17 protein-coding genes are annotated in these 21115 nt (G+C 64.7%); 11 read left to right on the top strand and 6 right to left on the bottom strand.

Translation table 11 applies throughout. The features are described 5' to 3' along the window. The first annotated feature begins 22 nt into the window (after window positions 1-22). Both NFI08_RS13960 and NFI08_RS13965 read left to right on the top strand, forming a co-directional pair. Window positions 23-1987: an acyl-CoA synthetase gene (locus NFI08_RS13960; RefSeq protein WP_349590053.1), complete on the top strand. Its 1965-nt coding sequence runs from the start codon at window positions 23-25 to the stop codon at window positions 1985-1987. Window positions 1988-2082: 95 nt separating this feature from the next. Then, window positions 2083-2958 (top strand): SDR family NAD(P)-dependent oxidoreductase, encoded by an 876-nt coding sequence (locus NFI08_RS13965; protein ID WP_287163173.1) that lies wholly within the window; start codon window positions 2083-2085, stop codon window positions 2956-2958. Between the two features lie 13 nt (window positions 2959-2971). On the opposite strand, the gene NFI08_RS13970 is transcribed toward NFI08_RS13965, so the two are convergent. Continuing rightward, window positions 2972-4282, bottom strand: coding sequence for a DUF2252 domain-containing protein (locus tag NFI08_RS13970; RefSeq protein ID WP_045992173.1), 1311 nt, complete (start codon window positions 4280-4282; stop codon window positions 2972-2974). Between the two features lie 113 nt (window positions 4283-4395). Between NFI08_RS13970 and NFI08_RS13975 the strand changes: the two genes are divergently transcribed. Both NFI08_RS13975 and NFI08_RS13980 read left to right on the top strand, forming a co-directional pair. Then, window positions 4396-5928 carry a DNA-3-methyladenine glycosylase 2 family protein gene (locus tag NFI08_RS13975; protein WP_349590057.1) on the top strand — a complete coding sequence of 511 codons (1533 nt, stop codon included), beginning with the start codon at window positions 4396-4398 and terminating at the stop codon, window positions 5926-5928. Continuing rightward, window positions 5912-6445: a methylated-DNA--[protein]-cysteine S-methyltransferase gene (locus tag NFI08_RS13980; protein ID WP_222515641.1), complete on the top strand. Its 534-nt coding sequence runs from the start codon at window positions 5912-5914 to the stop codon at window positions 6443-6445. The genes NFI08_RS13975 and NFI08_RS13980 overlap by 17 nt, the downstream gene beginning before the upstream one ends. A gap of 57 nt (window positions 6446-6502) precedes the next feature. On the opposite strand, the gene NFI08_RS13985 is transcribed toward NFI08_RS13980, so the two are convergent. Then, window positions 6503-6859 carry a DUF427 domain-containing protein gene (locus tag NFI08_RS13985; protein WP_045992174.1) on the bottom strand — a complete coding sequence of 119 codons (357 nt, stop codon included), beginning with the start codon at window positions 6857-6859 and terminating at the stop codon, window positions 6503-6505. Window positions 6860-7268: 409 nt separating this feature from the next. On the opposite strand from NFI08_RS13985, the gene NFI08_RS13990 reads away from it, so the two are divergent. Together NFI08_RS13990 and chrA are read left to right on the top strand one after the other, a co-directional pair. Continuing rightward, window positions 7269-7994: a hypothetical protein gene (locus NFI08_RS13990; RefSeq protein ID WP_253029022.1), complete on the top strand. Its 726-nt coding sequence runs from the start codon at window positions 7269-7271 to the stop codon at window positions 7992-7994. Between the two features lie 394 nt (window positions 7995-8388). Beyond that, a complete protein-coding gene (gene chrA, locus NFI08_RS13995; protein ID WP_349590062.1) occupies window positions 8389-9609 on the top strand; it encodes a chromate efflux transporter in 1221 nt (406 codons plus the stop codon). A 252-nt stretch (window positions 9610-9861) separates the two neighbouring features. Here the strand turns inward: chrA and NFI08_RS14000 are convergent, their stop codons facing one another. Next, window positions 9862-10578 (bottom strand): DUF3581 family protein, encoded by a 717-nt coding sequence (locus tag NFI08_RS14000; RefSeq protein ID WP_108448031.1) that lies wholly within the window; start codon window positions 10576-10578, stop codon window positions 9862-9864. A 258-nt stretch (window positions 10579-10836) separates the two neighbouring features. On the opposite strand from NFI08_RS14000, the gene nhaD reads away from it, so the two are divergent. From nhaD to NFI08_RS14025, 5 genes are all read left to right on the top strand, one after another. After that, window positions 10837-12315, top strand: coding sequence for a sodium:proton antiporter NhaD (nhaD, locus tag NFI08_RS14005; protein ID WP_045991758.1), 1479 nt, complete (start codon window positions 10837-10839; stop codon window positions 12313-12315). Window positions 12316-12634: 319 nt separating this feature from the next. Next, on the top strand, window positions 12635-13087 hold the full coding sequence (locus NFI08_RS14010) for a type 2 periplasmic-binding domain-containing protein (RefSeq protein WP_204248922.1): 453 nt from the start codon (window positions 12635-12637) through the stop codon (window positions 13085-13087). Then, window positions 13056-14276: a putative porin gene (locus tag NFI08_RS14015; protein ID WP_231498440.1), complete on the top strand. Its 1221-nt coding sequence runs from the start codon at window positions 13056-13058 to the stop codon at window positions 14274-14276. The genes NFI08_RS14010 and NFI08_RS14015 overlap by 32 nt, the downstream gene beginning before the upstream one ends. Further along, on the top strand, window positions 14276-17137 hold the full coding sequence (locus tag NFI08_RS14020; RefSeq protein ID WP_108448030.1) for a bifunctional diguanylate cyclase/phosphodiesterase: 2862 nt from the start codon (window positions 14276-14278) through the stop codon (window positions 17135-17137). The genes NFI08_RS14015 and NFI08_RS14020 overlap by 1 nt, the downstream gene beginning before the upstream one ends. A gap of 105 nt (window positions 17138-17242) precedes the next feature. After that, on the top strand, window positions 17243-18052 hold the full coding sequence (locus tag NFI08_RS14025; protein ID WP_349590068.1) for a PEP-CTERM/exosortase system-associated acyltransferase: 810 nt from the start codon (window positions 17243-17245) through the stop codon (window positions 18050-18052). Between the two features lie 68 nt (window positions 18053-18120). Here NFI08_RS14025 and NFI08_RS14030 read toward each other — a convergent pair whose 3' ends face one another. From NFI08_RS14030 to nanR, 3 genes are all read right to left on the bottom strand, one after another. Next, complete coding sequence (locus NFI08_RS14030) at window positions 18121-19248, bottom strand: DUF3541 domain-containing protein (RefSeq protein ID WP_349590326.1); 1128 nt, start codon at window positions 19246-19248, stop codon at window positions 18121-18123. Between the two features lie 228 nt (window positions 19249-19476). Further along, window positions 19477-20271 carry a trimeric intracellular cation channel family protein gene (locus NFI08_RS14035; RefSeq protein ID WP_349590329.1) on the bottom strand — a complete coding sequence of 265 codons (795 nt, stop codon included), beginning with the start codon at window positions 20269-20271 and terminating at the stop codon, window positions 19477-19479. A gap of 98 nt (window positions 20272-20369) precedes the next feature. Then, the gene (gene nanR / locus NFI08_RS14040) at window positions 20370-21077 is read right to left on the bottom strand and encodes a transcriptional regulator NanR (protein ID WP_045991761.1); all 708 of its coding nucleotides are present in this window, start codon (window positions 21075-21077) and stop codon (window positions 20370-20372) included. Between the last annotated feature and the right edge of the window lie 38 nt (window positions 21078-21115).

Raw genomic sequence — 21115 nt, forward strand, 5'->3', positions numbered from 1 at the left:
CGCGACGCCTCGAGAAACCAAGATGACCATCGACACCGCTTCCGCCGCAGCCTCGCCCCTGCCCTCCTACCTCGAGCGAATTAGTCGTTTTCCGGCGATTCGCGATCGAAACGACATCGAGGTCATCGAGGCGACCCCGTGGGCCTCGCTGGAGCTGCCCGACAGCACCCTCGAGCTGATTCAGATCAGCGCCAGGCGCCGACCCGACGCCACCGCGCTGCGCTTCGTGATGGACGCCACGACCCAGCAGCAGGGGCAGCGCTACACCTACGCCGAGTTTCTTGCCCGTGTCGTGCAGGCGGCCAATGCCTTTCACCGCCTCGGCGTGGACGCCGACGACGTGGTGTCCTTTCTGCTGCCGAGCCTGCCCCAGACCCACTTCACCCTGTGGGGCGGCGAAGCGGCCGGCGTGGTCAACCCGATCAACCCGATGCTGGAGCCTGAGCATATCGCCGGCATCATGAACGCCGCCGGCACCCGGGTGCTGGTGGCGCTGGCACCCTTCCCGGGCAGCGACATCTGGGACAAGGTGGTAGCCATCAAGGACCAGGTACCGAGCCTTGAAAAGGTGCTGTACGTCGATGCTGCGCGCTTTCTCGGCGATGACGAAGCCCGCGCTCTGCGCGAACGTCTGCCGCTACCCGACGCCGCCGACTGGTGCGAGGACTTCGACCGTTGCCTCGATCGGGCCCCCGCCGATCGGCTCATCAATGAACGTAAGATCCACCCCGAGGAGCGCGCCTCGCTGTTCCACACCGGGGGCACCACCGGGTTGCCCAAGCTGGCACCCCATAGCCACGCCAACGAGGTGGCCAACGCGGCGATGATGCAGATGCTGTTTCGCCACCGGGAGGACGCGGTGATCCTCTGTGGCCTGCCGCTGTTTCACGTCAACGCCGTACTGATCACCGGCCTGGTGCCGCTGATGATCGGCGCCGAGATTCTGCTGGCCACCCCGGGCGGCTTCCGCAGCCCCGGCCTGGTCGACAACTTCTGGTCGCTGGTGGAGCGCCACCGGGTCAGCTTCTTCAGTGCGGTGCCGGCGATCTTCTCTCGCCTGCTCGAGGTGCCCTTCGGTGACGCCGAGGTATCGAGCCTCGAAAGTGCATTGAGCGGCGGCGCCCCCCTGCCCCGGGCGGTCCACGGCCACTTCGAAGAACTGACCGGCATCTCGCTGATCGAGGGCTTCGGCATGACCGAGGGCACCTGCGGCAGCATGGCCAACCCGCTCGCAGGCGAGCGTCGCACCGGATCGGTGGGCCTGGCGCTGCCCTATACCGGTGCCCGGGTGGTCGCCCTCGACGACCAGGGCCGCTACCTGCACGACTGTGCAGTCAACGAGATCGGGACGCTGTTGATCCGCGGACCCAACGTCTTCGACGGTTACTCCAGGCCCGAACAGAACCGCGACATCTGGGTCGAGGATGGCTGGTTCAACACCGGCGACCTGGCCCGCCAGGATGCCGACGGCTATTTGTGGATCACCGGGCGCGCCAAGGATCTGATCATCCGCGGGGGGCACAACATCGATCCACAGATGATCGAAGACGCGCTCTACCGCCACCCCGCGGTGCAGATGGCCGCCGCCGTGGGCAAGCCCTGCGACCGAGTCGGCGAACTGCCGGTGGCCTACGTCAGCCTGCAGCCCAATCGCCAGGTCAACGAGGACGACCTGCTCAGCCACTGTCAGGCCCACCTGGCCGAGAAGGCCGCCATCCCCAAGAACATCTGGATCCTCGACAGCATCCCGCTGACGGCGGTGGGCAAGGTGTTCAAGCCGGCCCTGCGACAGGACGCGGTCACCCGGGTCTATGGCGAGATCGCCGACGCCGAACTGGGGCCCGGGGTGGCACGCATCACGGCATGCCAGGATGCGACCCTCGGCCTGGTGGCGGAGATCAGGGTGCCGGGCGATGTCGATCTCTCCTCTCTCAAGGCCCGCCTCGAGGCCTTCCCGATTCCCTGTCGCTGGCGACAGGCATCCTGATCACCGAGAGCGTTTGGCACACCGTCGACCACCACCATCCACAAGAGGCCACGCTTGTCAGACTGCCATGACAGGCTGGCGGCTGGAGAGCCACCATGTTCGAACATCGTCACTTCGTCATCACCGGAGGTTCCTCGGGTCTGGGCCTGGCGCTGGCACAGCGGCTGGTACGCGAGGGCGCGCGGGTCACCCTGGTGGCCCGCAACGAACAGCGCCTGCTTGCCGCGCTCGAGACGCTGCGAGGCGAGTCGCCGGCGGCGGTGGTCGACTGTCGGGTGGCGGACGTCACCGATGAAACCGCGACGCAGGAGGCCATGGCCGCCATCGCCGCCGAAAGCGGCGCCATCGACGGTCTGATCAACTGCGCCGGGGTAATGCGCGAGGGTTACTTCGAGACACTGACCCAGCGGGACTTTCGCGAGGTCATGGAGGTCAACTACTTCGGCCCGCTCAACGCCACTCGGGCGGCGCTGCCGTTTCTGGCGGCCCAGGGCGGGCGCCAGCACGGGCACAAGGGCAATGCCCCCGCGGCCTGGCTGATCAATATTGCCTCGGTGGCGGGCTTGACCGGGGTCTTCGGCTACACCCCCTACTGCGCCAGCAAGCACGCCCTGGTGGGGCTGACCGAGTCGCTCTACTACGAGCTCGCGCCCCAGGGCATCCGTGTACAGCTGGTGTGCCCCGGCGAGTTCGACTCGCCCATGGTCGACACCCTTGAGCAGGGCCGGACGCCGGAAAATCGCGCCCAGACCCTGTCCATCCCCAAGGCCAGCCTGGACGCCATCGCCGACGATACCCTCACGGGACTGCAAAAGGGTGACTACCTGATCGTGCCGACCCGCCAGGCACGCCTGGCCACCCTTGGCATGCGCCTGGTGCCGGGTCTGTCACGCAAGCTGATGACGCGGACCCTGGCGCGGGTCTATCGAGGCCCCACCCGCGAGCCGCTGGAGCCGGGCGAGCAGACCTGAGCCAGGCCAGGCATCACTGCCGATCCTTGCGTGACTGCACAAAGGTCTGATGGTCCTGGGCCACACAACGCGCGTAGCTGTGCGCCAGGGTGGTCACCATCTCGACCACCTGATCGAGGTGACCGTCGACCCGCCGGCCCACCGCCCGGGCAAAACGGCCCGGATCGTCCGGCGTCAGCGCAGCGGCGCCGCGCAGGTGCTCGCGGGCGAGGATGCCACCCCACTGCTTTACCAGCTGGCGATAGTCCTTGCCGCCCTTCAGCTTGTGGGTAGGAAAGTCTTCCTTGTAGGGCGAGCGCTCGCGCACCGAGAACACCTTGTCGCCCAGGTGCAGCCAGCCCAGGTAGATATCCGGGTGTTCGGCGATGGCGTGGAAAGCGGCGGCATGGCGAATGCCCTCATGCGGGAAGGTCGCCTTCCAGGCGCGCTTGCCGGCCTCGCTCATCAGCACCAGTCCGGCCGGCCCCGGCTGCTCCTTGACGTCGAGAATGACATCGTCATGCTCGTGGTCCTTGCCACCCTCGATCAGCACGTAGAAACGGTCCAGTCCCAGTGAACCGGTGCCCGCATCCAGACGCCGCGCGGTGTCCTTGATGCGAAAGTGCTCGTCCTCGGACTCGCTGCGCTCGCCTTTCAGGGTATCGCGATACTCCTCGTTGATGGCCTTGCGCAACTGGCTGTCCAGGTGGGCAGGCAGGTTGGACAGCTTGCCCTCACGCTCGAGCCGGCGGCCGTCATCGTCGAGCCGGGTCCACTTGTCGAGCATCTTGGCCCGACTCTTCTTGCGCTCGACCTTTTGCATGAACGGCTTGAGCGGCCCCTTGGCGCTCTCCACATTGACGTACCCTGGGGTCTCGCCTCGGCGATGGTCGGCAAGCTCCCGATGGTAGGCCAGCACCAGGTGCTTGAGACCACGGCGCAGCGCCTTGGGCGAAAGACCCTGATTGTCGTGGGCGTCCAGCACCAGACTGATGGCCAGGCGCCAGAGATCATACTGATAGTCACCGATCAGCGAGTCGTCGAAATCGTCCATGCCGTAGCGCACGTGGTCATCGTGGTGGCCATAGGCGCCGAAGTTGAATGCGTGGGCGTCACCCTGCAACCAGGTCTGGGTGTCGACCTGACCGCCGTAGAGCGAAAAGCGCCAGTCATGCCAGACATCGGCCCAGTACAGATGATTGGTGCCTCGAAAGAAGGCGTAGGGCGAGGCCGCGATCTTGTCGAACTTGGCCTGCCGGTCGTCTTCCCTGAGACCGGTATTGGCTGCCTCGATGGCGTCAAGCACCTGACGCGGACGATTGTGGCGAGTCAAGGGTAGCGACATGCGGTTCTCCTGTGCGGGGGGGACAACGATCTTCCAGTGAGTGCCGATTTCCGCCATTGTGGGGACAAGGACGCGATAGACTTGTCCTCAAGCATACCGTCTGGGAGAGGGACATGCCTGCGCCGTCCACCAACCTGAACGCCACCCGCCAGCCAGGCGCCCCGGGCCACGCGTCAGGCGCACCGGGGAATGCACCTGGCGCCCGCGCATCCCACCCCATGACGCTTGATCTCGCGACGCTGCGACGAGCCCGGCTCAGTCGGGACCCACGCTTCGACGGTCGCTTCTTCGTGGCGGTGCTGACCACCGGTATCTTCTGTCGGCCCATCTGTCCGGCGCGACTGCCGCGGGAAGACAACGTGCGCTACTACGAAAGTGCGCTGGGCGCGCTCCAGGCGGGTTACCGACCGTGTCTGCGCTGTCGTCCCGACAGCGCCCCGGGCTCGCCTGCCTGGCAAGGTAGTGACACCACCCTCAAGCGAGCGCTTGCGCTGATCGACCAGGGCGCGCTGGATGGTGACTCGGTCGAGGCCCTGGCCGCACGGCTCGGTATCGGAGCTCGCCATCTACGAGGGCTGTTTCAGCGCCACCTGGGCATTACGCCATCGGGCTATGCGCAGCATCGTCGCTGTCTGTTCGCCAAACAGTTGCTGCATGAATCGAGCCTGACCATCGGCGAGGTCGCGCTGGCCAGCGGCTTCGGCAGCGTACGACGCTTCAACGAGGTGTTCCGCGAGCGCATCGGACTCAGCCCCCGTGATATTCGCCGGCGCGTGTCGAGCACCAGCACGCGCAAGGACACAGGGCAGGGGCTCGGCCAGTGCCTGAGCCTGACCCTCGGCTATCGTCCCCCTTACGCCTTCGCCACGCTGCGCGACTTCTTCGCTCGCCGAGCGATCCGCGGTCTCGAGTGGGTCGGCGACGATCACTACGGCCGACGTTTCCGCTGGCGTAGCGCCCGTGGGCACTTCACCGCCTTCCATCAGCCCGAACGCCATGGCTTTCGTGTCGAACTGGTCATCGACGATCTGAATCAGGTGACCGGCGTCATCGCCAATATTCGGCGCATGCTCGACCTGGACGCTACCCCCTCATTGATCGACGCGACCCTGCGCGACGCGGCTCCCGGTCTGCCACTGGTGGAAGGCCTGCGCCTGCCTGGGCTATGGTCACCCTTCGAGGCTGCCGTTCGCGCCGTACTCGGCCAGCAGGTCAGCCTCGTCCAGGCGCGCGCCCTGACCCAGACGCTGGTCGATGCCCTCGGCGAGAGGACCCCGGACGGTGGCTGCCACTTTCCGAGCACGGCGTCGCTGGCAGGCTCGCCGCTTGCCTTTCTCGGCATGCCCGACAGCCGACGCCAGACGCTTCGACGCCTGGCCGAGGCGGTGGCAGGTGACGAGCGCAAGCCTCCGCACTGGGAGGACATTCTCGGCATCGGCCCCTGGACCGCCGGCTACGCCCGTCTAAGGGGCGAAAGCGACCCCGATGTCTGGCTCGCCGGTGACGCCGTGATTCGACGCGTCCTGTCCCCCCCTTCATTGGCTGGGGGCGACAGCGACATCGGCATCGACATTGACAAGGCCCGCCCCTGGCGCAGCTATCTGCTGCTGCAACTCTGGAGTCATGACCATGACAACGACCCTTGATCCCATCGCCTGTCTCGACGCCTTCGCTGGACTCGAGGTCTACCATCCGCCCGAGGTCGACGCTCTGGGAGCCATCGTCATCGCCGCTACCGCTGGCGGCGTCGCCCGACTCGACTTTATCGACGTCGGCCGGGCCGAGACCATCACGACTCGCCCCTCGGAGCACACTCGCGCCTGCCGCGAACAGCTTGATGACTACTTTCAGGGGCGACGCCAGAGCTTCTCGCTGCCGCTGGATCCCCATGGCACCGACTTCCAGCGTCAGGTGTGGAAGGCGCTGTCGGAGATCCCCTTCGGCGAGACCCGAAGCTACGCCCAGATCGCCGAAGGACTCGGCCGCAAGGGAGCCCACCGGGCGGTGGGCGCGGCCAATGGACGTAATCCCATCGCCATCGTGGTGCCCTGCCACCGGGTCATCGGCAGTGATGGCAGTCTGACCGGTTATGCAGGTGGCATGGGGCGCAAGCAATGGCTGCTGGCCTTCGAGGCCCAGGAAGTGCCGCTGGAACTGTGCTGACCAGTTTCTGGCAGCCTGACCGCCTGACAGGGCTCTCTATCGCCAAGCGGCCCCTCTTCAGGATTCGACGCTGGCGGTCGCGACCCTGGGATCGAATACCAGGTGGGCGCGGATCGCCTGGACGCCATCGAGGGGTTGTTCGTAGCTCCACACCGAATCTTCGTAACGGCGGCCGTTGACCTCCACATGGAAGTAGCGAGCGTCACCCTTGAACGGGCAGTGGGTCCGGGTGTCGCTTTCTACCAGACGACTCATGTCGACGTCGCTGCGAGGCAGGTAGAGACGTGGCGGGTAGCCCGGTTCGGTGAGTTCCAGCGCGTGCAGGGTGTCGGCCAGGACCTGGCCTTCGACGTCCACTCTTACGCGGGTGGTCAAGGGGTAGATCGAGATTCGCTCCGTACGGGGGGTATCCATCGGCAGCATCCTCTGCGTGTCGGGAAGATGACGGTCTCGTCGAGTGCTGGCGAAGACCGAACCGGATTCCCGGATGCCCTGCGCGGGCCCATTACGAAGAACCCCCGACGCCATCGCCTGCTCTCAAATTTCCATGAATCACAGTACCACGCCTGTAGAACACACTTTCAGCGTACTTTTTGCTGATTCAGCCTGATGCGCCGATTCAGCACAGCACTATCGCCCAGAGCTAGTGAGTGCTTATTAAGTGGTATCCGATATCCAGGTTTTTTATGCTAAGGACCGGGCGTGCGCTGAAATTCGGGCGTCGCTCTTGTCATGTCGTCCGTCCATTCGACTGCCCCCTCGTTCGACTGACCTGGTGTCTCATTCGCCCCGTCGCCATCCAACGCTCATCCAAGGACATCCGATGCCCCCCTTCGCACGTACCTCCCTCATTCTGGCGCTTCCTCTGCTGACCACCGCCTGCGCCGGCATGTCCACCAGCAAGCCTGCCGTGGCCCAGCAGCTCGACTGGACCGCCGCTCCGGTCTATTCCACCCTGACCCTGAGCGCCGGCTTCCAGCCGGATCCCCAGACCCTCGACGTGATGGCCGGCGGCAATACCCGGGCCAGTGTGGTCAGCGCCGACTGCGCCGGCTTCGTCAACGCCGAGGCTCCGGATGTGGATATCAACTACACCGCCGGCAGCTATCCGCTGAAGATCGCCGCCACCTCAGCCAGCGATACCACCCTGGTGGTCTACGACGCCAGCGGCATCTGGCACTGCAGCGATGACGCCGACGGCACCGATCCCGCGGTGGTACTGACCTCGCCCCCCAGCGGCAACTACAACGTCTGGGTCGGCAGCTACGATGGCAGCGGCCAGCTGGCACCCGCGACCCTGGTGGTATCCGAGTCGCTGTCCACCAGCAGCGCAGCGTCGGCCGGCGCCTCTGCCAGCGCATCGAGCAGCTACGTCGGTGGCGAGATCGAGTGGGGCGACGACGGCAGCCAGTGGAGCCACGACGGTGAGTGCGATGATCCTCGCTTCGCCGGCCCCGGCGTTGCCAGCGGCAATATCGAAGCCGATCGCTTCCACGACGCCAGCGACTGCCGCAGTCTGTATGAACAGGGCCGCCTCTACCTGCGCTAAGGCTTGCCTGAAAAGTGCCTGAGCTTGGTAATACGGCGTTAAAAATCGGCTGGTTCGCCAGCCCGGTCAAAATGCTCATTTACACCCCGTAAACTGCGCTTTCTCACCGATTTTTGCCTTGTCTAACCTTCGCTCGTCGACGTTTCGGTCAAAGCCCGAGGCTTGTCTGAAAAGTGACTGCGCTGGCTCACTGGCGGGATGGGGCCCTGGCCGAAGGGCCAGTCGGCCAGACTGGGGATAGAGTGGAGATTGAGTTGAGATAGGGTGGAGACAGAGCGCAGACAGAGAGGGGGCATGACGCCCCCTGTCCATGCCACCTGCCTTCCGTTATCTCCTTTCATTTCACTGTCACCTCGAGGTGCCAGACTGGACTGCCACTTTTCGCGGTGACGTCATGGAACACAGCCCTCAACAATCGCAGCAACCCGTCCGACAACAGCCGCGACGCCACCTGGATATCTTTCTGACCTTCCTTGGCCTCGGGCTGACGTCCTTCGGCGGTCCGGTCGCTCATCTGGGGTACTTCCATCAGGTCTTCGTCAAGCGCCGAGCCTGGCTGAGCGAATCCGCCTACGCCGAACTGGTGGCGCTGTGCCAATTTCTTCCCGGCCCGGCCAGCAGCCAGGTGGGGCTTGCCATCGGACTGATCCGCGGCGGCCTAGTCGGCGCCCTGCTGGCCTGGCTCGCCTTCACCCTGCCCTCGGCACTGGCGATGATGGCCTTCGCCTATGGTGCCGGTGCCATGGACGGCGCCCTTGGCGAAGCGCTGATCCACTCGCTCAAGCTGGTCGCCGTGGTGGTCGTCGCCCAGGCCCTGACCGGCATGGCCCGCAGCCTCTGCCCGGATCTTCCCCGTGCCGGGATGGCGCTGGTGGCGCTTGCCATCATGCTGGTCGTCGGCGGCATCGGCGCCCAGGTGGCGGTCATCGTGCTGGGAGCCCTGGCAGGTCTCCTGCTGCTGGAAGGCGCGACGTCAACGTCGACCGACGACGCTGGCGTGCCGGCACCATCGCTGGCGTCCTGGGCGAGTCCCGTTGCCCTGGTGCTGTTCGCGCTGCTGCTGGGAGGGCTGCCCCTGCTGCACTGGCTCTCGCCCAACGCCTGGACGACGCTGGCCGACGGCTTCTATCGCGCCGGCGCACTGGTGTTTGGCGGGGGCCATGTGGTGTTGCCGCTGCTGGACGCAGAGGTGGTCGGCCGCGGGCTGGTCTCGATTCAGGAGTTTACGGCTGGCTACGGCGCCGCCCAGGCTGTTCCAGGACCGCTGTTCACCTTCGCCGCCTATCTGGGCAGCGTTGCCGGCGGCGTGTGGGCGGGCGCCCTGGCGCTGGTCGCCATCTTCCTTCCCGGGGCCCTGCTGGTGATCGGGCTGTTACCGGCCTGGCAACGGCTCGGCCGTCGCCCTCGCCTGAGGGCAGCCATGAGCGGCGCCAACGCCGCCGTGGTCGGGCTGCTGGGGGCCGCCTTCATCGATCCGGTGTGGCAAAGCGCCATCATCTCGACCCTCGACGTGGCGATCGTAGTGGCAGGATTCGTGCTGCTGAAGCGGCTGCCGGTGTGGGCACTGGTGCTGGCGTTTCTGGCGTTGGGGCTGGTCAGGGGGCTGCTGGGCTAGGGCTTGTCTGAAAAGTGCCTGCGCTCGGTAATACGGCGTTAAAAATCGGCTGGTGCGCCAGCCCGGTCAAAATGCTCATTTACACCCCGTAAACTGCGCTTTCTCACCGATTTTTGCCTTGTCTAACCTTCGCTCGTCGACTTTTCGGACAGCGCCTAGGGCTTGGCGGGTACGAAGGGTGCCTGCCCATGAAGAAGGTGTCGCTCCCGACGCCGGCGATACCAGCAGCCGGCCGTCAGGTCCGGCCCGGACTCAGCAGGGAGTGCCGGCGTGATCCCGCTTCAACTGGTAGAACTGGTCGACGATGTCGTCCATGGCCTCGGCGTCATAGGGACACAGGCCACTGACCACCAGCTTCTTGCCACCATGACCGATACTTTCTCCAGCGGCGTCGATGGCGAACTCGAGGTGCACGTCACCGCGCTTGCCGATGACCTCCAGGCGGGAATCCAGCAGCCGTAACGCCGGCTCCAGCGCATCCAGTCGCGTCAGCGAAAAGCCCATGCTGTCGTAGATCACCAGCGGCCGCTTGGGATTGAACATGACACCGCAGTCTTCCATCAGCGGCTTCATGTAGTGAGGAAAGTTCTTTCCCGAAAACGCCACGTAGCAGCGCGTGAAGGCTTCGACGACGCTCTCGTCGAAGGTCACCTCTCCGCGCCGTTCGACCTCCAGATAGCACTTGCCGTCATCGTCCAGCACCCGTATCACCCGGTCGCCTTCCTCGCGAAAACTGAGCGCCCGATCCGCCCCCACCATGGCGAGAAAGCGAAAGTTCATGTGCGGCGACAGTCCGAAACGCTTCAGCACCAGAGCGAACAACAGGTCGCCCGGTACGCAGAACCGCCGTGCGCCCGGTGTGTGAATGGGGTTGAAGTCGCCGGCTATGCACTTGGCGAAGCGGCTCGCCTGGTCAGCGGAAATCACGATGCGATCATCGACGCAGGAGTGGTAGTCATCAAGAAACATGGAACAGGCGCCTGGCTGAAACTGAAGATGGAGCTCCCGGAGGCTCTCCAGGCGAGCATGATGCCACAGAACCTGCCGAGATGAGCACCGCCGGCATCAACTAGCACAGATTCTTGCCCCGACAACCGGACAGGGCCTCACTACTCCTACCAAAGGTGCATTCCAGCGCGCCTTTGGCAGCATATTGCAGTGCAAAACGCTGTGGTAGTCTCGACGTCGATTTCTCCCTTTCTCATTCACTTTCAGGATGACATCGTCATGCATAATTATGACAACAAGAGGATACGACGACCGGGTCGCTGGCTCGTCCTCGCCGCTCTGCTGTTGATGGGGCTCACCCTGGCGGGAGCCAGCCAGGCGGTGACCGGAGAACTCGACCTCACCGGCTCCTTCGCCGGCTTTCTGGCGGTGGCCATCTTCGTGCTGGCCTACGCCCTGGTGATGGCGGAAGAAAAGCTGCACATGCGCAAGTCCAAGCCCGTGCTGGTGGCGGCAGGCCTTATCTGGGCGCTGATCGGCTGGACCTACGTGCAATCCGGTATGCCGGATGAGGCCGAGCATGCCTTCCATATGACGCTGCTGGAATTCTCCGAGCTGATGCTGTTCCTGCTGGTAGCGATGACCTACATCAACGCCATGGACGAGCGCCGGATCTTCGATGGCCTGCGTTCCTGGATGGTCCAGAAAGGCTTCAGCTACCGCACCCTGTTCTGGCTCACCGGCGGCCTTGCCTTCGTCATCTCGCCGATCGCCGACAACCTGACCACGGCGTTGCTGATGTGTGCGGTGGTGACCAAGGTGGCCGAAGGTGACAAGCGCTTCATCAATCTCTGCTGTATCAACATCGTGGTCGCAGCCAACGCAGGTGGCGCCTTCAGCCCCTTCGGCGACATCACCACCCTGATGGTCTGGCAGGCCGGCCTGATCGAATTTCAGGAGTTCTTCGAACTGCTGATTCCCTCGCTGATCAACTTTGTGGTCCCGGCGGTGGTGATGAGCTTCTTCATCCACAATCGCACCCCGGACAGCCTCGAGGAGACGGTGGAGCTCAAGCGTGGGGCACGCCGCATCATCGTCCTGTTCCTGCTCACGGTGGCCACCGCCGTTGCCTGCCACACCCTGCTGCACCTGCCGCCGGTGCTTGGCATGATGACCGGACTGGGCTATCTGCAGTTCTTTGGCTTCTATCTGCGCAAGAGCCTGCCCAAGTCGCTGGACCGCAAGCGCACCGTCTATACCCAGAAGGGCGACTGGAAGAAGCTCGAGCAACTCGGCAGCGTGGTCCCCTTCGATGTGTTCAACCGGGTCGCCCGGGCTGAGTGGGACACCCTGCTGTTCTTCTATGGTGTCGTCATGTGCGTTGGCGGTCTTGGCTTCATGGGCTATCTCGGACTGCTGTCTGACGTGATGTACAACCAGTGGGACGCGACCTGGGCCAATATCGCGCTCGGTGTCATTTCGGCGGTGGTCGACAACATTCCGGTGATGTTCGCGGTACTGACCATGGAGCCAGAGATGTCCCACGGCCACTGGCTGTTGATCACCCTGACCGCTGGCGTCGGTGGTAGCCTGCTGTCGATCGGTTCCGCTGCTGGCGTCGCGCTGATGGGCCAGGCACGCGGCTATTACACCTTCATGGGCCACCTGCGCTGGGCCCCGGTGATCGCGCTGGGCTACGCCGCCAGCGTCGCGGCGCACCTGTGGTTGAACCAGGCCAGCTTCGCCATTCAGGGCTGAATCCCGGCCGTCCCTCTCTCTGCCATGCCACCTTCGCAAGCACCACATCGCCTTGCGTTGGTGGCATAAACTCTTTACTACCTCTCTTTTCCCCCACAGTGACTCACCTTAGGATAAGCTTGTTAATGCACAAGCTGGGCGCATTTGATGCGTAACGACATCTGGCTATCTACCTATAAAGAGCGTTTTTCTGCGGCCAAGCCCAAGAAATGCGACGTCGCAAGGAAGCCATGCAGGGAATCCGGAGCACTATGACACAGTGGATGCCACTCTCCAGGTGGCGATTGTCCTCCATCGAGGCTGCAGAGAGGCTGCGTTGATGCGTCGGTTATCTCTTCGCCTCCTGTTCTGCATCTGGACGGTCCTGATCTCCGGAGGGCTGGCCAGCACGGCTGCGTGGGGAAAGACCGCAGACGAGGTGGTGGTCATTTCTCATCCTGGCCTTGCCCTGAGCGAGCTCGACCGCGATACCTTGCGGGCGATCTTTGCCATGCGCCTGCGCACCTGGCCCAGCGGGCAAGGCGCGGAGGTGTACGTCCTGGCCAGTGATGACCCCGTCCACGCCACCTTCGTCAAGGAATGGCTGTCTGTCTATCCTCACCAGTTGCAGCTGGCGTGGGACCGCATCGTCTTTTCGGGTACCGGGCAGGCGCCACATCGTGTGCGCAGTCAGCAAGACATGATCGACACGGTGGCCACCACCCCCGGAGCCATCGGCTACATCGAAAGGGAGTATCTGGATGAGCGCGTCCAAGCCATTGCCAGGGATTAGGTCGGTGGGTTGCCGCCTGGGGCTGCTGGCGCCTTCGCTGCTGGTGCCGCTGCTGCTGGTGTCCACCGCACAGGCGTCCCCCCTGGACACCTTCCAGGTGCACGGTTTTCTGAGCCAGGCGCTGGTGATCACCGACGACAACAACATGTTCGGCGACAGCAGCGATAGTGGCGGCAGCTGGGACTACACGGAGCTCGGCATCAACGCCTCCATCCGACCCACCGAGAACCTGCTGCTGGCCGCCCAGGCCCTGAGCCGGCGCGCCGGCGAGGTCGACAACGGTTCGGTGGAACTCGACTACGGTATCGTCGACTGGCAGATGCTGTCCGACCGCGATCGCACCTTCGGTATTCAGGTCGGGCGCTTCAAGAACCCCTTCGGCTTCTACAACCAGACCCGGGACGTGGCCTTTACCCGCCCCAGCATTCTGCTGCCACAGTCGATCTATTTCGACCGCACCCGTTCCCTGGGGCTGTCTGCCGACGGCGTCAGCCTCTACCACGAAGAGCGCATCGACAACGGAGTGATCCATGCCCAGCTGGGTGTCGGCCAGGCGCAGGTGGATGACGATGTGGAAGAGGTGCTGGGGCTCGATGTGTTGCCCGGCTCCTTCGACGCCGACACCTCGGCGGTAGGCCAGGTGCGCTACGAACACGACGGCGGTCGCATGGTATTTGCCGTCAGCGCGGCTTCGGTCAAGGCCGACTACGATTCCCCCGGTGCCTTTCCCGGAGACGGCAAGCTCGATTTCCAGCCGTGGATCTTCTCTGCTCAATACAACGCCGAGCTGTGGAGCCTGACCGCGGAGTACGCGCTGCGCGACGTCAGCCTCACCGGCTTCGACGCCTTCGAGGACAACGAGAACCAGGGTGAAAGCTGGTACGTGCAATATCGCCGGCGCTTCCTCGACGACTGGCGCTGGCTGGTCCGCTACGACAGCCTGGTCAACGACCGCGACGACCGCAACGGCACCGACTACGAACGCGAAGGCCGTGGTCCGGCCCACTCCCAGTACGCCAATGACTGGACCTTCGGTCTGCAATGGCAGCCCCATTCACGGGTCATGCTGGCGGGCGAATATCACTATGTGGACGGGACCGCCTGGCTGCCGGTTCAGGATAATCCAGATCCTGAAGACACCGAGCGACGTTGGAACATGTGGCTCTTCCAGCTCTCGTTGAGGTTCTGATGCCGGTTACCAGCCCGTCACGCCCCGAGCGCCTTCGCCTGGGCCTCACATGGCGAGTGGTCACCCTCACCAGCCTTTTGCTGGTGGCGTTGGCAGTGCTGTTCACCTACCTGTCTCACACCAACCTGACACGTCAGTTCACCGCCACGCGCCAGGAGCAGATCGAGCGCCAGCAGCGTGAGCTCGAGTTCGCCATCCGCCGTTCGGAAAAAGGGTTGCAGCAGCTGGCGGGACTGATCGCGGCCTCGCCCGACCTGGGCCCTGCGCTGGAGCAGGGGGCCCCGCCGTCACCGCCCGAGGCGCTGTCCCCTGCGTTGGCCTCACTGTGGCCCTCGCTCCAGCTGGAGGCGGGTATCGAACAGATGCTGGTCTACGATGATCGCACCCGTGCGGTCATGTCGCTGGGGCTCGAACCAGGCCAGTCGCCGCCGCCTCATTATCGTCGCTGGGTGGAAAGCGTCATGTCCCGGGAGCTCCCCCTGTCGCCGCTCGAGTGCTCTCCCGAGTGCCGCCAGTATGCCGTGGTCCCGATACTGGCCGACGGCGGCAGCGCAGGCACCCTGCTGCTGTCTCGCTCGTTGGCGGACGTCGCCCGCCAGACTCGCGAGATATCCACCAGCGAGGTCGCCCTGATCAGCGTCGATACCAGCGCCACCGAAGCCGCCTTTGAACCACGTCGACTGGACGGCTGGAAGGGACGGGTACAGGCGGTGACCAACGCCTCACAGAGCCTGCCGCTGCTGCACCAGGCAAGCCGAAAAGGTTCCCTCGAGGCATTGGCGCAGGAACCCCTGCGCCTGGAGCAGCAGGGACGTCATCTGGAGCTTTCCGCCGTCCCGCTGACCTCGTCCTCCGGGGCTCGTGCACCCGCCTATTTCGTGCTGATCTCGGACATCACCACCCAGATCCATGCCATCCAGCTGGATACCCGGACCCAGATGATGGCCAGTCTGTTTGGCTGGCTGTCTGCCGAACTCCTGCTGCTGGCGATCCTGCTGCGTCCCATGGCTCGACTGCGCCGGGTGGCCTCGGTGCTGCCGCCGCTGGCCAGTGGTGGCTTTTCCCAGGCGCGCGAAGCCTTGCCGCTGGCGCCACGTCGCCTGCCAGACGAGATCGACGTGCTGGAATCCAGCACCCTGACGCTGGCCGACAAGCTCGAGCGCCTGCAGCGCCAGGTGGCTCAGCGGGGGGATGAGCTGGCACGTCGTATCGATGAATTGGCCAGGGAGCGGGACTTTGTCAGCAATCTGATCGATACCGCCCAGGTGCATATCCTCACGCTGGACGAAGAGGGGCGCATCGACATGGTCAACGACTACCTCAAGGACCAGCTCGGCTGCCCCTCCCAGGAACTGCTGGGGCGTCGTTTCGACGACATCTTCGGCGCAGGCCCGGGGGACAGCGAGCCCAGTCAGCCCGTGCATCAGGAAGAACGCACCCTGACCCTTCCCGATGGGGAGCCACGCACCATCATCTGGTACCACAGCCCGCTGAAGAGCGGTGCCAAAGCCTCCCTGGCACGCATATCGGTGGGACTTGATATCACCGAGCGCAAAGCCGCCGAGGCCAGACTGACCTGGCTCGCCGAGCGCGATCCGCTGACCGAGCTCTACAATCGTCGCTTCTTCCTGGAGTCGCTGCGCAAGGCCCTGGCCCGTGACGAGCAGGGTGTGGTCATGCTGCTGGACCTTGACCAGTTCAAGGAGGTCAACGAGCTCAGCGGCCATCATGCCGGGGATCGCATGCTGCATACCGTGGCCCGCCTGCTGCAGCAGGAGTACGCCCACCGAGGGGTCATCTCGCGCCTCGGCGGCGACGAGTTCGCCCTGCTGCTGCCTGGGGTCGACGACGACCACGCGATCCGCGTCGCCCAGCACCTCAACCAGTTGTTCGAGAGCCTCGGGTTCGTCGCCGAAGGACGTCGCCACCGGGTCACTGCGAGCATCGGTATCGTCCCCTTCCCCACCGAGGGCGCCACCCCCGCCGACCTGATGGCCAGCGCCGACGTGGCCATGTACAAGGCCAAGGCCAGCAACCTGCAACGCTGGCACCTGCTGGCCACTCTGGAAAACGCCCGGGATGAGCTCAACGAGCGTGTCTACTGGGTCGACCGTATTCGCCGAGCCCTGGTGGAGGGTGACTTCGTGCTGATGGTGCAGCCCATCGTGCGGCTGGAGGATCGCTCGATCCGCCACTACGAGGTGCTGCTGCGCATGCGCGACGACGATGGCAGCCTGATATCACCGGCACGCTTCATCCCGGTGGCCGAACATTCAGGCCAGATCGTGGCCATCGATCGCTGGGTGCTGCATCACTGCGTGCATGCCCTGGCGAGGCTCGAGGGCATCAGCCTGGCGGTCAACCTGTCGGGACAGTCGCTCCACGACGAAGGGCTGAAGCAGTACCTGGCCAACCTGCTGACGGTCAGTCAGGCCGATCCCCATCATCTGGTGCTGGAAGTTACCGAGACCGCCGCCGTCACCGACTTCTCCACCGCCCGCGGGGTGCTGCAGAGCGTACGTGATCTAGGCTGTCGGACCGCGCTGGACGACTTCGGCGTCGGTTTCTCGAGTTTCCACTATCTGGGCCAGTTGCCGGTGGACTATATCAAGATCGATGGCTCCTTCATCCGCAGCCTGGCGACCAATCCCGACAGCCGCGTCATCGTCAAGGCGGTGTCGGACATCGCCACCGGCTTCGGCAAACAGGCCGTGGCGGAGTTCGTCGACCAGGAGGCGCTGATTCCGCTGCTGTCGTCCTACAACATCACCTATGGCCAGGGGTATCACCTTGGCCGTCCTGTGCCCTTCAAAGAGGTCTTCGCCTTCGATCCAGTGATCGACATCGATTCGGTAAACTAGTGCATATTGAATGGGTATTATCATAGACAGGGTGTACCGGAGCAGGGAGCCGGACGCCCGCCGGACCTTTACGGCCCGGCTATAACAACACGGAGGTGATCCCCCATGCCAGCAGCAGACACCGAGAGGCCATCCCGGCAACAGCGCCTGCTGGAGCAGTTCGCCGAACAGTTCCGGGTGATCCTGGTAAAGACGGTCGCGGACAGGGAGCGGGTCTATTCGCTGCGCCATGACGTCTTTCTACGTGAGCTTCAATACGCCCTGCCAGGCGACAGTGACAAGCAACAGGAGCATGATGACTTCGATGAACAGGCCATCCACTGCCTGGTCGAACATCGCTCAAGCGGTCTCGCGGCGGGCTGCGTGCGGCTGGTATTTCCCCCCGTCGATCGTCCGGATGACCTGCCGGTGATGAACGCCACCCGCAGCGTCTTCACGGCGCCTTCGCTACATCCGCGACAGCACGACGGGCGCCAGATCGCCGAAATTTCTCGCCTGGCGATCTCGCGGCTTTTCCGGGCCCCAAGCAAGGGCGAAGAAACGCTGCCGGTACAGTTTCCTCCGGAGGAACGCCAGGCATTTCCGTTGATCGTCACCGGCCTGTTCTTGAGCGCCCACGCCCTTGCCGGCCTGACCGCACGGCGACACCTCTACGCCCTGATGGAGCCTCCCCTGGCGCGGCTGTTGACCCTGTCCGGCTTTCGTTTCCAGCCGGTGAGCGACACCATCCACTACTGCGGTACCCGGCGTGCCTACTACATCGACAACGAATGCGCCGAGCGCGAACGCAATCCGCTGCTGACGCCGCTTTACCTTCGTCTGCACGAGTCACTGGGGGCCCAGTTGCCCGCCACCCGGGACCACCTCGACGGACTGGGGAGCCTGTGGCGCTCGACGTCGAGCTGCCGGGTATAGCGAGGCGTCGGTCGAGTGTCTGGCCTCTCGCCCCGACCCTTGAGCGGACTTCCGACCCGGCCTCCAACTCAGTCCTCTGGCGACGTAGCCAGGGACCGCCCAGGCAGTCGGCAGTCACGCTCCTCGGAGATGTCCTTGAGGACCAGCCGGGGCCCTGAATACAACCGCCCGTCCCACCCCAGCGTCATGATCGCCAGCACATTGCGATGCTCACCTTCGCCCAGATCGAACCCGCCGTCGGTAGCGGGCAGGATGCCCGACTGCGGATCCCGTCGTGCCAGCAGCGCTTCATGCAGCACCGCCACCAGCGGATGATCGGCCTGCCCTGCCAACTGCAGCGACAGCGCCACCTCGGCGATGATATCGGCCTTGACCTGCAACAACGCCTCTCCCTGGCCGAGCAACGCCGCCACCGCCCAATCGAGCTCGCCGTCGGACAGCATCCGCTGGTAGTAGTGGCTCGCGGCGATGATGAAGTGGGTCAGGCCGTAGACCCAGTTGCGATATTCCGCCGGTGACAGCTCCTCGATCCGTCCGGGTGGATAACGGTCACGAAAGGCCCGGGCGAGTTCGCCACGCAGATCCACGATCCCCAGCTGGGCCAGGAAGGCGGCCTGGTTGGCCACCTGGGCGGCATACACCGACACCACCTCGGGGTCGGTTAGAAAGGCCCGCCAATCCACTGCGCCCACGGCCTGTTCAAGCGAGCGCCGGTCAGCCTCGGAAAGTTGTCCAAGCAAGCCGTGGTAGCGGGCCTGGGCCAGCCGAAACAGGATGCCCCGAGGCAGCATCATGTCAACATGTTCCGACAGCATGGCCTTGCGCCGACGCTGCTTGGGGCTGGTCTCGGGGTAGGCCGCCAGCAACTCGCGATTGCGCTGGCGAAGCCGGTCACTGTCCGCGACGGTGAAGGCGTCTCGCGCGAGCTGATCGAGCAGACGTCGGCCGTAGGCATGATTGGCGCATAGGTAGGCAGGGTCACCGGTCACCCGCCACAGCCGCTGGGCGTAGTGGCGCTGCTTGTCGGCGGGAAGAAGGTCGAAGGAGGTTTCGTAGACGGCACGGATCTCGGCGGCGGCGCGTGCGCAGTCAGCACAGGCAGTCCTGACACTGAGCGCCGACTCGCTGCCAGCGCCGGCCGAGACGCTGTGAGCACCCACCGATACGGCCAACCCCGACGCCAGCAGCAGCACCATAAGCACAGCCGCAGCTCGCGACCTCTTCCACAAGCGACAAACTGCACTGTCCATGCCATCTCTCCTGCCGGCGAGCAACGCCCGAGGATGGGCGTCACACCCGCAAGATAGATGCCTCCCGCCTGCCCGCGCCAGAGGCAATCGCCTGGCATCGATCGCAGAGATCCCAGCACAGAGTTGCAGACGGCGATGCTCGAGCATCGAGGAAGAAAACCGTCAATCGAGGGCTCAGTCGACGTCCTCATCCTCGGGCCACAGGCGGGCGGCCTTGCTTCGGGAGACCATCCTCACCCGCATCTTGGGACGCGCGACGTCGGCGGACGATGCCGTCTCGCGGGCCGATGTCAGCGGTGTGTCATTGCCATCGGCCGGCATCGACGCCGGGGCAGCGGGCTCCGCCGCCCGACTCGACGCCGACTGGCCTGGAGATGGCTCGATCACCACCCAGGCCAGCACCGGCAGCGCCAGCTGCCAGCGGATTGCCGCGAGCCGCAGCCCCAGGGTGGTGACAAGCGACAGCAGAATGCCAAGCCTGGGGGCGCCGAGGCTTGCCAATGCCACGAAGACCACACCGCCGGCGATGGCGGCGGTGGCGTAGACCTCACGACACAGCACCATCGGCACGCGCCTTGCCAGCACGTCACGGATCATGCCACCGGCCACCCCGGTAAACAGCCCCATCAACACCGCCACGACCCCCGAGGTCCCCAGCAGCATCGCCTTGTTGGCACCGATGATCACGAACAGCGCCAGACCGAAGGCGTCGGCCACCGGCAGCACCACCCGATTGAGGCGGTGGATATAGTGAAATCCGACCAGCGCGCACAGCACCGTGGCCAGAATCACCCAAAGATAGGTCGGATCGCGGATCCAGAACACCGGGGCGACACCCAGCACCAGATCACGCAAGGTCCCTCCTCCGACGGCGGTCACCGCCGCCAGCACCAGCATGCCGATGGGATCCATGCGTGAGCGGCACGCCAGCAAGATGCCCGACAGGGCGAAGACCACCGTCCCCGCCATGTCCAGGGCGTAGACCAGATCACTATCCAAGGTCCCGTTCCTTCTCGATAAGTGTCCCCCGTCCGGGGCGAGCGTCAAAAGCGGGGATCAATGCGCCCTCAACTGGGAGCGTACACCGAACGCGCCCTTTCCAGATGACGCGTCATCTCGCGAATGGCGGCGCCTTCGTCGCCGTTCTTCAACGCCGCCAGGATGCGCTCGTGCTCCTCCAGCGTCACATGCTCGCTGCCTTTCCAGTGGATCAGCGAGGTATGGAACCTGGCCAGCCACTCGAACATCGCCCGACTGACCGCGATGAAGATAGGGTTGCCGGTGGTCTCGGCGATGGCAACATGAAACCCCATGTCCGCCGCGATAAAGGCATCGATGTCCTTGTTCAGCGCCACCCGCTGGCGCTCCACCAGCGCCTCGAGGCGCGCCAGATCCTTGGCGCCCACCTGCCGCGCCGCCCGCGCCACCATGCCCACCTCGAAGAATAGCCGCGCCTCCTTGAGGTGTTCGAGCGAGGCGGGTTCGGTCGACAGCAGGTGCATCGCGGTCAGTTCTATCTGGGCCAGCATGCCGTCGGCACTGGGCGTCAGCACCTTGGGCCGCTGCCCGTGGTGGATCGACACCAGCCCCAGTCGCTCCAGCGCCTGCATCGCTTCGCGGATGGCCGGCCGGCCGACCCCGAAGGTATCCATCAATTCCCGCTCAGAGGGCAGGCTGTCCCCCGGCGCATAGTCGCCGTTCAGCAGTTGCTGATAAAGCCGATCGAACACCTCGTCGGACAGTTTGCGGCGAGAAATTTTCAACGAGTCGCTCATGGCCTCTACCTCGCGGCGCCAGGCCCCGCAGCATACCC

The sequence above is a fragment of the Halomonas sp. EF61 genome, assembly GCF_040147045.1.
Lineage (GTDB): Bacteria > Pseudomonadota > Gammaproteobacteria > Pseudomonadales > Halomonadaceae > Halomonas > Halomonas litopenaei.

Bases quoted from the DNA above. Each gene is read 5' to 3' on its own strand.
- NFI08_RS13960 (WP_349590053.1), top strand. From the start codon at position 23: ATGACCATCGACACCGCTTCCGCCGCAGCCTCGCCCCTGCCCTCCTAC.
- NFI08_RS13965 (WP_287163173.1), top strand. From the start codon at position 2,083: ATGTTCGAACATCGTCACTTCGTCATCACCGGAGGTTCCTCGGGTCTG.
- NFI08_RS13970 (WP_045992173.1), bottom strand. From the start codon at position 4,282: ATGTCGCTACCCTTGACTCGCCACAATCGTCCGCGTCAGGTGCTTGAC.
- NFI08_RS13975 (WP_349590057.1), top strand. From the start codon at position 4,396: ATGCCTGCGCCGTCCACCAACCTGAACGCCACCCGCCAGCCAGGCGCC.
- NFI08_RS13980 (WP_222515641.1), top strand. From the start codon at position 5,912: ATGACAACGACCCTTGATCCCATCGCCTGTCTCGACGCCTTCGCTGGA.
- NFI08_RS13985 (WP_045992174.1), bottom strand. From the start codon at position 6,859: ATGGATACCCCCCGTACGGAGCGAATCTCGATCTACCCCTTGACCACC.
- NFI08_RS13990 (WP_253029022.1), top strand. From the start codon at position 7,269: ATGCCCCCCTTCGCACGTACCTCCCTCATTCTGGCGCTTCCTCTGCTG.
- chrA (WP_349590062.1), top strand. From the start codon at position 8,389: ATGGAACACAGCCCTCAACAATCGCAGCAACCCGTCCGACAACAGCCG.
- NFI08_RS14000 (WP_108448031.1), bottom strand. From the start codon at position 10,578: ATGTTTCTTGATGACTACCACTCCTGCGTCGATGATCGCATCGTGATT.
- nhaD (WP_045991758.1), top strand. From the start codon at position 10,837: ATGCATAATTATGACAACAAGAGGATACGACGACCGGGTCGCTGGCTC.
- NFI08_RS14010 (WP_204248922.1), top strand. From the start codon at position 12,635: ATGCGTCGGTTATCTCTTCGCCTCCTGTTCTGCATCTGGACGGTCCTG.
- NFI08_RS14015 (WP_231498440.1), top strand. From the start codon at position 13,056: ATGAGCGCGTCCAAGCCATTGCCAGGGATTAGGTCGGTGGGTTGCCGC.
- NFI08_RS14020 (WP_108448030.1), top strand. From the start codon at position 14,276: ATGCCGGTTACCAGCCCGTCACGCCCCGAGCGCCTTCGCCTGGGCCTC.
- NFI08_RS14025 (WP_349590068.1), top strand. From the start codon at position 17,243: ATGCCAGCAGCAGACACCGAGAGGCCATCCCGGCAACAGCGCCTGCTG.
- NFI08_RS14030 (WP_349590326.1), bottom strand. From the start codon at position 19,248: ATGGTGCTGCTGCTGGCGTCGGGGTTGGCCGTATCGGTGGGTGCTCAC.
- NFI08_RS14035 (WP_349590329.1), bottom strand. From the start codon at position 20,271: ATGGCGGGGACGGTGGTCTTCGCCCTGTCGGGCATCTTGCTGGCGTGC.
- nanR (WP_045991761.1), bottom strand. From the start codon at position 21,077: ATGAGCGACTCGTTGAAAATTTCTCGCCGCAAACTGTCCGACGAGGTG.